Raw genomic sequence first — 13,140 nt, forward strand, 5'->3', positions numbered from 1 at the left:
CACCATGTTATTTAAAGATCGGAGGTTTGCGGGTCAAGTTTTGGCTAAGGAGTTAAGCGCTTATGCTAACGATCCAAATGTTCTGGTATTAGGGCTACCAAGGGGTGGTGTACCCGTCGCCTTTGAAGTTGCCAAAAGGTTAAATGCCCCCTTAGATGTTTTAGTGGTACGTAAATTGGGTGTACCCGATCAAGAAGAACTAGCTATGGGAGCGATCGCTTCTGGTGGTGTGCGGATAGTCAATAAATATATTATCAACCTGGAAAAGATACCTGATGAAGTAATTGCCAGGGTGGCGGTGCAAGAAGAACGGGAGTTAGAGCGCCGAGAACAGCTTTATCGCCAAAATCGCCCCTTAAGAGATTTACAAGGACGTACAGTTATCTTGGTAGATGATGGTTTAGCCACAGGTGCAACGATGTGGGCTGCTGTTGTAACTGTGCGAAAACAGCAACCTGCTCAGATTGTGATTGCTGTGCCTGTGGCTGCACCTGAAACTTGCCAAGAGTTAGAAACTGAGGTAGACGAAATTGTTTGCATCTCCAGACCCAGCCCTTTCCAGAGCGTTGGTCTTTGGTACGAAAGCTTTCCTCAAACTAGCGATGAAGAAGTCCGCGACTTACTCGCAAAAGCGGCAAAGAACGGTGAAGCAATACCTGTTGGTATGTAGATAAACATTAAGTTTATGAGATGGTCTCAACTCACCAACTGAAATTTTAACGGGACAGAACTCAAATGGCGTGATGATATCGGTTCGGATTAGTAACGTTGCCGACACAAAAACGTTGATCGAGTATACAAACTAGTTGATATGGTTAAATAATACTGAGTTCATCTGAAACAGCAACCGATATTTCACGATCTATACTCAATAATCCCCAGGAATAAATATGTCTCTTATTCAAAACAAAGTGGTAATCATCACCGGAGCCAGCAGTGGGTTAGGTGAGGCAACTGCCAAGCGACTTGCTGCTAGTGGAGCCAAACTGATGCTGGCTGCCAGACGCGAAGATCGTCTCAAAGAATTGGTTGGAGCGATCGCTAAATCAGGAGGGACTGCAACCTATCAAGTAACGGATATAGCAGACCGCGCACAGGTGGAAGCCTTAGCGAAGGAAACTTTGAGTACTTATGGCAGGATCGACGTGCTAATTAATAATGCCGGGTTGATGCCGCTTTCTCCCCTCGACCAAGTAAAGGTGGAGGAATGGGATCGGATGATCGATGTGAACATTAAGGGTGTCCTCTATGGCATTGCTGCCGTGTTGCCGACTATGCGTCAGCAAAAGTCTGGTCACGTCATTAACCTATCATCAGTGGCCGGACATAAGGTATTTGCGGGATCGGCAGTCTACTGTGCCACCAAGTACGCAGTGCGGGCGATTTCTGAGGGGCTGCGGTTAGAGTCAAATGGTGAAATCCGTTCGACTAATATCTCACCAGGAGCTGTTGCCACCGAACTGACTAATACGATTACCGATACAGACACAGCAGCAGGAATTAATCAACTTTATACGATCGCCATTGATGCAGATGCTATTGCCCGTGCGATCGCCTACGCCATTGAGCAACCCGATGATGTTGATGTGAATGAAATGATCATCCGTCCGACACGTCAAGAACTTTAAATTTAAGTTTACAAAGTAAGCATTCGGCTCAGATAAACTCTCTCACCGAACAAGCAAATATAGAATTCGCTCAAAAAAACTCTGCGTACCTCTGCCCTTTCCTTCCCTACGGGACGCTCCGCAAACGCGTCCCTCTGCGTTTAAAACGTAACTATCTTAGGCAAAGCTGTATAAATCCTCAGTGTCAGATTAATAAGTCCAGTTTTGCTTAGTCTGCAAGCTATAGGTTCCATCTTTCACATTCACCCGCTCAGGAATCAGATTTAAATCTCTAAAGATATTTGCCTGATGCTGTAGAGCAGTGAGCGATTGGTCGTCAATCGGGATGATGGCGCGTTCAGCACTACGTTGCTGTAAAGTTCCAACGATGGATGGATCGATTTCATGGTGTTCTGCCATTCGTTGAACTGCTTCTAATTCCTGTCTCTTAGCCCAAGCTCCAGCTTCATTTACCTCTTCTAAAATCACCTTGAGCAGGTCGGGATAGTCGCGTACCAGTTCTGGAATTGCGTAGTAATAGGTCGGAACTTCCACGGAGGCTTTGTCACCAAATATGCTCTCTAGGTCTGCAATCGATCGCCCTGGATAAGCGCTTCGAGCAAGAGTAGCTGTGTAGGGAACCCAAATCACCCAAGCATCGATTTCACCCCGGCGGAATCGGGGTAGCGCCTCCGGTTGTGTCAAATAAACTGGCTCAATATCACTAAAATCGAGGCCGACTTTTGCCAGCAATCGCACAAGCACATAATGGGCACTTGAGCCTTTGTCAAAAGCAATCTTTTTACCCTTGAGGTCGGCCAGCGTCTGAATCGGCGAATCTTCTGGTACTAGAATCGCTTGACCTTTGGGAGCGGTATATTTTTCCTTAGCCACCCGCACAAATACATGATCTGCCGCTTGAGAGAAGATGCTGGCCGTACCGCCGCCACCGCAGAAGTCAATCGTGCCGTTACTGAGTGCTTCTATCAGAGAAGAGGCTGATAAAAAGCTTGTCCAGGTGATACTCAGCCCATAAGGTTGCAAACGCGTTTCGAGCAAGCCTTGATCGCGGAGAACTTCCAGATTGGTCATCCCTTCTGGATATCCTATTTTGAGTTGCTTGAGCCGCCGCGCTTGCTCTGCTAAGGGCGTATTGTTAGAGCGATCGGAACGCTTAGAAAACCAGCGATCCAAAACTACACAGAAAATTATGCCTCCCATAAACAGTCCCACGGTTTCCATTAACTGGATTGTGGAGCTTTTGGGTAGTTTAAACTGATTCATGAGAGTGGAGAGCTGATTGCTAGATTCAGAACTGGCAACAGCATGACCGTCAAAAACTACAGTCAAGACCAAAATCGAAACAAGACCGAAGCAAAATCGAACTGCAAACCTGTAGGTAGCCGATCTACGAGTGGCTGATCTGAACGACCGTAAGATGTTTTGACCTGTGCATCTACGCACAAAGTCAATCAAACGGCTAATCATAATGACTCCTTTGTTGATGCTTGCAATGAATGGCGCGTTATATACGAGAATACAGCCAGAATGTTAGACTTTTTGGGGTTATTTACTATATATTATTTACGCACTGTACAAATTGATCGTGGTATGCATTTCCTAAAATAGGTTTTTTCAGGCTTTTATTCATCATCAAAAAATGATGAATACACCCACACTTTAGGGGGGAATTCATGAATTACTCCTACAGTATGGTTTTTTAAATCACACCTATTTGGTATTTCTTGTCAAGGCGTAATTCCTATTATATATTATTAGGACTTACACAAATATTTTATATGTATGGATTGAGGCATTTAAGAGAAGCGCAGCATAATGTTCCAGCGCCACTATGAGTAGCTTTACTACGTAATTATTGTATTATAACTAAATTGAATAAATAATAAATCGAGTCACGCCCGATGCGCGAAACTCGCGTTCTCAGATTAATATTTATCGATATTGTGAGGCTGATTACATTGAGCGATCGCTAGTTTCGTTCATCAGATTAGGTGTTGAGTGAGGAATGGTGATGGATTGGTTAATTGCAACAATTAAGATTGGGCTAGCTACGGCTGTGGCAACAACATTTGACGACAATATTTATCTAACTGCCTTCTTCAGTGAGGTTAATCGGACTTTTCGTCCTCAGCACGTTGTGGTTGGCGAAATTATCGGGTTCACGGCATTAGTGACAGTAAGTTTCCTTGGTTTCTTCCTGGGTCTAGCAATTCCGTCAACTTGGACTGGTCTATTGGGGATTTTGCCGATACTCATTGGCTTGAACAATTTGTTCAACCTGAATAAGGATGATTCAGCCGAAGATAAGTCAGCTAATCTGAAAAGAAACTCTAAATTTAAAGGATTTGATTCCAGAAAGCGATCGCTCTGGGACGTAATTCGCGATCCCCAAACCTATCGCGTCTCTGCGGTAACAATTTCTAATGGCGGCAACAATCTTGGCATCTATATACCCCTGTTTGCCAGCAGCAGCATTCAAAATCTGGCCGTGATCGTACCAGTTTGCTATTTCATTGTTTGCTGCTGGTTATTTATGTCCTATACTTTGACTCATCAACCCGGTATCGCTTTGGTACTCAGCCGTTATGCTGGCAAGATTTTCCCCTTCGTACTGATGTGGCTAGGTTTCAGAATTTTGATGGACAGCGAATCTTATCGTCTTTTTTTACCGAACACTTGACTGTTATGACCACTTGTGTTTAGTGCTGACAAAGCAGTTGCGATCGTAGAGTTGAACCTATAATTAGAATTATTGGGGAGACTCCAAAGCATGAGTGAAACTGCGGGAAAACTTAAACTCGAACTTTCTCAGCTTTCTGCAAAAGAACGTGCTGAAATTGCCTACTTTTTAATTCATTCTCTATTACTGGAAACAAAGAAATATTGAAATTTAATTAGCTAATGTTAGCCGTACCATTGCTGAGTGCATAGCAGTCAACCGTCGCACAATCTGGTCAATCTCCAAATCTAATATGCTGTAATCAATGACTGCCTGACGAATCGGCGTATGTCCTTGATTGACGGCTAACTCTTCTATCCTGGCTGTACGCAGTGCTTGCAGGTGCGGCTGGATTTTTTGCAATATTTCTTCCAAGTCAGGTAAGGGCGGTGGAGGAATTTCCTGCTGTACCGAATCAGCTAACTGCTCTAACCCTAACGAAATTTGGCAGACAAAGGTTTCTAATTCCGGGAGTGGCACTGTTCCTCGGAAATGTTCGAGATGTACTGCCAAAACTGTCACGGCGTTAGTAAAACGTCCCATATACAGCAGCAGCGTCATTACTGGTTCTACTAATTCTTGGTGCATTTGGGGTTCGCGCAGTAATCCTTGGAAGGAGGCTTGGGCATTGCCAATTGCTAGTCCAGTTTGTCGCCGTTGACTGATAGTACTAGAGTCACGCTCCTTTATACCTTGGTAAACAGCCATCACATCCCGAAAGTATTTGTGACATTCTCGTAGCGCTGTGGCGATTTGACTGGGTAAGCGATCGCGTTCCCAGTTTGGCCAGATAAAGTAATGACTCGCAAAAGCCAGTCCCGCCCCTATTAATGTATTCAACACCCGAAAGCCAGCAAGTTGCCAACTAATAGGATGACCAATATCGATAATTAGTAAGACAAAGATTGAGAAGAAAACCACTGAAGACCCATAGTTGAAAGCGATTAAGGAAACGCCAAAAAATACTGTCAGCAGAATGATGATGTCTAATACAGGCTTACTCGTGATGGTTGCAAGTATAACAGCAGCTAAGATAGCTCCCAAGATTGTCCCGCCAACTCGCTGGAAAAACCGTTTGAAAGTTGCACCCAAGTTTGGTTTCAGGACTAATATAATTGTCAGTGTTACCCAATAGCCCATTGGTAAATTTGTAACGCTGTATAATATTACGCCTACAGTTAGACTCACACCAATGCGGAGAGCATGGCGAAAGATTGCTGAGTCTAAGGTGAGGTTTTCTTTGAGTAAACTTAAGAGCGATCGCTGTTCTTCTTCAAATAAAAGAAGTCTATCTACATCTCGTTGACTCATTTTGCTGCGATCTGCCAGAGATTTAGCTGTCTGAGCCGTGTATTGCAATTGCTCGATCAGCTTTTTGAGCGTCAGCACCAGGTTAGTGAAAGCAACGAGGGTTGTGTAGTCGGTTTCACTCCCAGCAATTGCTTTTCTTTGCAGACTTTCTTGTTCTTTTAAAGCCTCATAGATGCGCTTGAGATTTCCCAAGTCGATGCTAGCAGGCTTGCGAGATATGACTTTCGCTATGGCTTGAAGAATGACTGATATTTGTTCGAGTGCATCGTCTACTAATTGCTGGACTAGATGATATTGCTGTTGTTGGAAGTGAGTTTCTAGTAATTCTGTTAAGGCAATAACTAAACCAAGCAAGCGATCGCCATCCTGAATTAACAGCAAAAATGGCTCATTTATCCAACTCCGAGACGACTGTCCAATCCGTAATGTACTTAAAGCAGTGCGTGCTGTTTCTAATGCTTTTCTAATTTCGAGAATATTTTCAGCTGTTGCTACTTTACCTACAAATGCCTGAATGTAGTTGGCGATCGCACTGAAACAGTCAGCCAAAGCTAGCCGTATTGGATCGTAAGGTCTAAAAGGCCACATTACCAAGGAGAGTAACATTGCCCATCCACCTGCAATTAGACATAGCAGCGATCGCATGAGTGCAACTTCCAAGTTTCCCGGTTGTGCGATCGTGGTAATAAATGATATCCCTATTACTAGGCCGACATTGGCACCAGCATTACCGTATAGCGACGCAAAACCGGAAGCAAGTCCCCAGAGTAATGTCAGCACTACAGCTAGTACCGGAACTTGAGCGACTAGAGTACCCACAAATACTGAAGCAGTTATTCCCAAAGTAGCCTGTGCCATTGTCTTAGCTTTGATTTGGTAAGGGCCACCAATATTCGCTAAGTTGACAAAGTGAGCCATTAAACCAACCAATAGCCCGCTTTCTCTTTGGTTAATGAGTTGCCCAATTAGCATGGGAACCCCCAACGCTAACACAGCTCGTAAGCCGTTGGATACTGCTGGTTTTCCTGGCTCTGATTGGATCAGAAATCTGAGGAAATTACTTCGATTCAGCTGCATTGTTTTTGTTAACAAAACAAAATTTTTATCTAAATTATCTTAATATTTTGATATATTCAGATTTATTTTAATTGATGAGGGGCAATTAAGAGCATTTACAAAAACTCAATATTAGGACGCATATTTTGCCACTTTATAATTTATTTTTAATTATTCGTTAACAGATATGAGTTTTATCTTCGATAACGGCATTTATAGCTGTGATTGTTGTGTAAAAAGCATGATTATGATGCAAATATCTGTAATTAAAAGTGACTATTATCAAGACATCTAAATAATTTTAGTTACTGATTGTGAATATTTGAATAAATATTCACAATCAGTAACTAAAAAAGTAAAATAATGTCAACGAATTTGATAGAAAAAAATATTAAATCTGTCTAAAAGTAGAGATAATTTTTAGAAGACGAAAACAATAAAAACCATTTACTTGGATAAGGTTTGATGTCGAGAAACTCTTCCAACTTCAGGGGAGAATTCAACACGTGAAGGCTCCGGTGTTTTGAAGGAGGCAGGTGGTCACTGAGCGTAGTCGTTCGCGCAGCGTCTCCGATAGGAGAAGTGAGGCAGGAGGCAAGACAGCAAGAACCGCCCTCTGCCTTTCTTGATAAACCTGAAGAGGAAATAAAGAAAACTGGGCATTGAAAAGAGGTAGGAAGGGTGCTGCTCTTGCAGAAGAGAAAACTCTTCTCCCTTGTTTCTTCCCCAGTCCCCAATACATAGAGAAAAAGTTAAGCGCGAGGACATAGATTTAGTATGGCTAATAGCAGTGCAATCACCGCAGCACAACACTTGAGTGAAAAGTTACCTTCACCGCTCAAGCGTTTGGCAGATTTGGCTTATAACTATTGGTGGAGTTGGAGTGGCGATCGCATCTCCCTATTCCAAAGCATTGATCCCCAAGAATGGGAACGCTGTGGGCATAACCCAGTCGCAATTTTAGAGTCGGCAAGTTATGAGCGTCTGACGCAATTAGCAGAAGACCCATTTTACTTAAAGCAGATATCCGCCCTCGCGCGTGAGTTTGACCAATACATCAACCAGCAAGATACTTGGGTCAGTCGAGTTGCACCGCAAGTATCTGCATTGCGCCCCATTGCTTACTTTTGCGCCGAATTTGGCATTCATGAATCTCTACCGGTCTACTCTGGCGGCTTGGGAATTCTCGCCGGGGATCACTTGAAATCATCATCAGATTTGGGTGTGCCGTTGGTTGGTGTTGGCTTGTTGTATCGCCAAGGTTATTTTCGGCAACGCTTGAACCGCCAAGGTTGGCAAGAAGATTATTATATTGACAACCCCTTTGGCCACATGCCCTTGGAGTTGATTAAAAATGAGCAAGGGGAATCGGTAACTATCGAGTTACAAGTTCGCCAGCGGGTTGTGAAAGTGCAAATCTGGCGAGTGCAAGTTGGGCGAGTCACCTTATATTTATTAGATAGCGATCGCAATGATAACGATCCCATTGACCGTTGGCTAACAGGACACCTATACGGCGGTAACTTGGAAACCCGCATCGCCCAAGAAGTCGTTTTAGGAATTGGCGGAGTTCGCGCCCTACACGCCTTGGGAATTGAACCTTCTGTCTATCACCTCAACGAAGGACACGCTGCATTCTGCACCTTAGAAGTTGCGCGGGTAGAAATTGAGCGGACTGGGAAATCCTTCTACGACATTGAAGCCAAGGTGCGGAACAGTTGCGTATTCACCACCCATACCCCCGTTCCCGCCGGTCATGATGTCTTCTCACCCGATTTAATCGACTCCTTCTTTGCTAGCTATTGGCCGCAATTGCGACTTTCCCGCGAACAATTTTTGTCGCTGGGTGCAAGACGGCTGGGCGATCCTTGGGAACCCTTTGGGATGACCGTTTTGGCATTGCGGATGTCTCGTGCTTGTAATGGCGTGAGTGAACTGCACGGTCAAGTTTCCCGTAAAATGTGGACAGTTCTGTATCCACAGCGATCGGAAGACAAAGTACCAATTGGTTACATTACCAATGGCGTTCATGCACCCACTTGGACAGCACCCCTGTTAGGTGACTTGTATAACCAATATTTGGGAGAAGACTGGAAAAATCGCGCCGTCGATCCCAAGATGTGGGCTAAAGTTGACGAGATCCCCGACGAGGAACTGTGGTCACGGCATCTCATCCTCAAAGAAAGATTGATTGCTTTCACCCGTTATAAGGTGAAGAAATCACGGGAGTTGCGTGGCGAAAATTATGAACTCATTCAAGCAACTGAAAAATTACTCGATCCCAATGTGTTGACCATTGGATTTGCCAGACGCTTCAGCCCTTATAAACGCGGGGATCTGATTTTGCGCGATGCCCAACGCGCACTGAAGATTTTTGGTAATACTCAACGTCCAGTACAAATTATCTTTGCAGGTAAAGCGCACCCAGCCGATGAAGAGGGCAAGCGGATTATTCAGCGCTTGATGGAGTGGTGTCACAATTCCGGGATTATCAACCGAGTCGCCTTTATTGAAGATTACGACATTTACACTGGTCAAAAATTAGTGCAAGGTGTAGATGTTTGGTTGAATAATCCCCGTCGTCCCTTGGAAGCGTCTGGTACAAGTGGACAAAAAGTCTGCTTTAACGGCGGTCTTAATTGCAGCGTCTTGGATGGCTGGTGGTGCGAAGGCTACCAAGCAGGGCCCGATGGTAAAGGAATTAACGGTTGGGCAATTGGTGAAGATGCTAATACTAGCGATCAAGAATTGCAAGATGGGATTGATTCGCGATCGCTTTATCAGCTGTTAGAAGAAGAAATCGTTCCTCTATACTATGACCAAGATGCCCAAGGCATTCCCCACCGTTGGGTGCAGATGATGAAAACCTCCATTAAGACAAATGCGCCGTTATTCAACACTGACAGAATGATTGCCGACTACGTTTCACAGGTGTATGTCCCAGAGATTTCTAAGAGTGTGGAACCGATTTTAGCTAAAGTTCTGCTTTAGAGCATTTGAAGTTTCCTGGTTAAATAGAGGGGCGGGTTTTCTGCCCCTTTTTTTTGATCCTGGTATCGCAAGCGATAAGATCGAAAATAAATTCATGCTGTGTTTATGGCAACCCAACTCAGCCAAGCCAAATCACCAACAGAACTGGTAATCTCTTGGGAAGCCTTGCCCAAAGATTTTCAACTAGAGGATGAACCAGTGGAGAATACCGGTCAGCCACTTTTGGCTGGTGCTTTGCGTGAAAGCCTAGAAATCAGTGGATTCATCCAACCTCAGATGTTGATAGCTTCAAACTTTGGTCTTTGCGCGACAGTCAACGAGCAATTTATTGCCAAAGCACCTGACTGGGTTTATGTGCCGTCGGTTAATGAAATTGTGGGTAATCGCAAAAGTTATACACCTAATTTAGAAGGAGATATCCCTGCGATCGCTATCGAATTTTTATCCGATACTGAGGGTGGAGAATATTCAGTCAAGCGAACTTATCCACCAGGAAAATGGTTTTTCTACGAGCAAATTTTGCAGATTCCCATTTACATAATTTTTGAACCTTATGGCGGTTTATTAGAATATTATCAACTAGAAAATAAACGCTATGAGTTAAAGCAAACTGACGAAAATGGTCGTCATTGGATTGATGTAATGGGCTTATTTTTAGGAACTTGGCAAGGAACAAAAGAAGGTCGCACTGGTTATTGGTTGCGCTGGTGGGATCGAGATGGTAATTTGTTACTGTGGGCTGTAGAACAGATTGAACAAGAACGCCAACGCGCCGAACAAGAACGCCAACGTGCCGAACAAGAACGTCAGCAAAAAGAACGACTGATTGCTTACTTGCAATCTCAGGGTATTGACCCGAACAACTTACCCCCGTTTGAGTAGACGCAATTCATCAATTGCCCTTACGAGAATCATCCGATTTTACAAAACCAACTAGTTTGCTATAGCAATCCTGAATCGTTCCTGAAAAATAATATCGCCGACTTATTTGATAAATCGGCGATATGCAGGTTGTAGCAGCGACGCTTTTGGGCTGATTTATAAATATGGGTTAATTGCCTGGATTTGTTTAGTAAATATATAGCTTTCCAGGCGTTTACCTGATTTTAACTTTCAAGCATTTCTAAAAATTGTGCCTCACTTAACTGCGCAATTCCCAAAGAAATTGCTTTTTCTAACTTGGAACCGGCATCTTCTCCCAAGACTAAATAATCTGTTTTTTTACTCACTGAATCAGTTACTTTTCCCCCAGCTTTTTGAATCAAAGCCTTCGCTTCATCTCGCTTCAAGGTTGGCAATGTACCTGTAATTACAAAAGTTTTACCTGCAAATTTTTGATTACCATCCGCAACTGTTGTTGTTTCCTCTGGGGCAGTTAATTGCAATCCTTCTGCTTGCAAGCGTTCTATCAATCTTTGGTTAGCATCAATCCGAAACCACTGATACACAGATTGGGCAATTTCAGCACCAATACCATAAATGCCTTCAATATCTGATTGCTTTGCTGCTGCTAACTGCTCTACAGTGAAATATTTCTGAGTCAATAATTGAGCATTGACACTGCCAACATGACGGATGCCTAAACCATACAATACCCTTGACCAAGGTTGATTTTTTGATTGAGCGATCGCATCTATCAACTTCTCTGCCGACTTTTTCCCCATCCTTTCCAATGTAGATAACTTCTCTGCTGTCAACTCATATAAATCGGCAACGGAATGCACCAAACCTTTATCAACGAGTTGATATACCAGCTTTTCCCCCATGCCCTTAATATCTAAGGCATCACGACTTACCCAATGTTCAATGGAACCTTTGAGAATCGCCGCACAGGAAGCATTGACGCACCGAGTCACTGCCTCACCTGATTCTCGCACCACCAATTGGCCACAGACTGGGCAATGGGTGGGCATAACGAAGGGTTCGGTGTTAGCGGGACGGAGTTCTTTGATTACCCTCAACACTTCTGGAATGATTTCTCCAGCTTTGCGGACAATCACAGTATCGCCAATGCGGATGTCTAATTGAGCAATGCGATCGCTATTATGTAAAGTAGCGCGGGAAACTGTTGTTCCCGCTAGTTGCACCGGGCGCATCTCGGCTAATGGCGTTAATGCCCCTGTTCTCCCAACATTTACAGCAATATTTTCCACACGGGTAGGTGCTTCTTCGGCTGCATACTTTAAGGCTACTGCCCAGCGGGGAAATTTTTGCGTAAACCCTAGCTGTTCCTGAAGTTTAAAAGAATTCAGCTTTACTACTACCCCATCAGTCATGTAGGGTAAATTCAGCCGTTCCGTATCCCAATATTCGTAATATTTTGCCACTTCTGCGATCGAGGCACACAGTTTGTGGTTGGGGTTGACTCGAAAACCCATCTTTTCCAATAACTCCAATGCTTCCCATTGGGTATTGGCAATACTGGTGTCATCTCTACCAGGAATGTGCAGAGTGTAGCCAAAGAAATCTAACCGCCGTTTAGCGACAATGCGGGAGTCTAGTTGCCTGAGTGTACCAGCTGCGGCATTACGGGGATTAGCAAATAATTGCTCGCTGGCTTTTTGCCTTTCCTCGTTGATTTGTTTAAACACTTCCAACGGCAAAAACGCCTCACCTCGAACTTCTACCCTTTCGAGAATTTCTAACCCTTCAAAATTCAAACGTAAGGGAATTGAGCGAATTGTCCGCACATTTTGGGTGATATCTTCACCCGTCACCCCATCACCTCTAGTTGTGCCTCTAACTAGAATGCCATCTTGGTAAGTAAGAGCCAAAGCAGAACCATCAATTTTTAGTTCACTGACATATTCCACTGAATCTATTTTCGGTACTTGTCGCCGCCAACGCTGATCCCATGCTTGCAACTCATCAATATTGAATGCATTCTCCAGACTGTACAAGGGGATATTGTGCCGCACCGAGGTAAACTGTGTTGCTGGCCTCTCACCCACGCGCTGAGTCGGACTATCGGGTGCTGTCAATTCTGGATATTGAGTTTCTAGTTGTTGCAATTCTCGATATAGCTGGTCATAGACTGCATCCTCCATGATTGGAGCATCTAGGACGTAATAAGCATAGCTTGCTTGTTGCAATAACTGGCGCAATTCTTCTGTGCGCTTTACTTGAGGCTTAATCTGTGTCATGAGAATTATTATAAAATATCTAGGATTAGGGCTAATAAATCATACATTTGTACTATACAAAATTTTGGCTTTTGAGCCATATCTCCTGCTATTTAATACTTGAATAGTGCGATCGCATCACAAACTTCAGTAGTAAGCTTCCCCTGAGTACTAAGTATAATTCCATGCGTAAATGCAGAGCGATCGCAAGTCAATAAATCGCTATATATAACGCTTCTCGTTCGGATGCAATACACTTTGACCTCACTTCCATTCCTCTCTCCTAAAAGGAGAGGGGCTTTGAATTTTACTC

8 protein-coding genes are annotated in these 13,140 nt (G+C 43.9%); 5 read left to right on the forward strand and 3 right to left on the reverse strand.

Translation table 11 applies throughout. The features are described 5' to 3' along the window. The first annotated feature begins 4 nt into the window (after window positions 1-4). Window positions 5-670: a phosphoribosyltransferase gene (locus V7K44_RS03480; protein WP_334928664.1), complete on the forward strand. Its 666-nt coding sequence runs from the start codon at window positions 5-7 to the stop codon at window positions 668-670. Between the two features lie 220 nt (window positions 671-890). Continuing rightward, entirely contained in the window at window positions 891-1,628 is a 738-nt protein-coding gene (locus V7K44_RS03485; RefSeq protein ID WP_334928666.1) for an SDR family oxidoreductase, read from the forward strand. Window positions 1,629-1,817: 189 nt separating this feature from the next. Here V7K44_RS03485 and V7K44_RS03490 read toward each other — a convergent pair whose 3' ends face one another. Beyond that, a complete protein-coding gene (locus tag V7K44_RS03490; RefSeq protein ID WP_334928668.1) occupies window positions 1,818-2,957 on the reverse strand; it encodes an aliphatic sulfonate ABC transporter substrate-binding protein in 1,140 nt (379 codons plus the stop codon). Between the two features lie 682 nt (window positions 2,958-3,639). On the opposite strand from V7K44_RS03490, the gene V7K44_RS03495 reads away from it, so the two are divergent. Beyond that, window positions 3,640-4,308, forward strand: coding sequence for a cadmium resistance transporter (locus V7K44_RS03495; RefSeq protein ID WP_334928670.1), 669 nt, complete (start codon window positions 3,640-3,642; stop codon window positions 4,306-4,308). 210 nt (window positions 4,309-4,518) lie between these two features. Here the strand turns inward: V7K44_RS03495 and V7K44_RS03500 are convergent, their stop codons facing one another. Continuing rightward, entirely contained in the window at window positions 4,519-6,735 is a 2,217-nt protein-coding gene (locus V7K44_RS03500) for an FUSC family protein (RefSeq protein WP_334928672.1), read from the reverse strand. Window positions 6,736-7,491: 756 nt separating this feature from the next. Here V7K44_RS03500 and glgP point away from each other — a divergent pair. Further along, window positions 7,492-9,705 (forward strand): alpha-glucan family phosphorylase, encoded by a 2,214-nt coding sequence (gene glgP, locus V7K44_RS03505; protein WP_334928674.1) that lies wholly within the window; start codon window positions 7,492-7,494, stop codon window positions 9,703-9,705. 105 nt (window positions 9,706-9,810) lie between these two features. After that, window positions 9,811-10,587 (forward strand): Uma2 family endonuclease, encoded by a 777-nt coding sequence (locus tag V7K44_RS03510; protein ID WP_334928676.1) that lies wholly within the window; start codon window positions 9,811-9,813, stop codon window positions 10,585-10,587. Between the two features lie 224 nt (window positions 10,588-10,811). Here V7K44_RS03510 and ligA read toward each other — a convergent pair whose 3' ends face one another. Beyond that, a complete protein-coding gene (gene ligA, locus V7K44_RS03515; RefSeq protein ID WP_334928678.1) occupies window positions 10,812-12,848 on the reverse strand; it encodes an NAD-dependent DNA ligase LigA in 2,037 nt (678 codons plus the stop codon). Window positions 12,849-13,140: the final 292 nt, after the last annotated feature.

This window comes from Nostoc sp. (assembly GCF_036917235.1).
Classification (GTDB): Bacteria; Cyanobacteriota; Cyanobacteriia; order Cyanobacteriales; family Nostocaceae; genus Nostoc.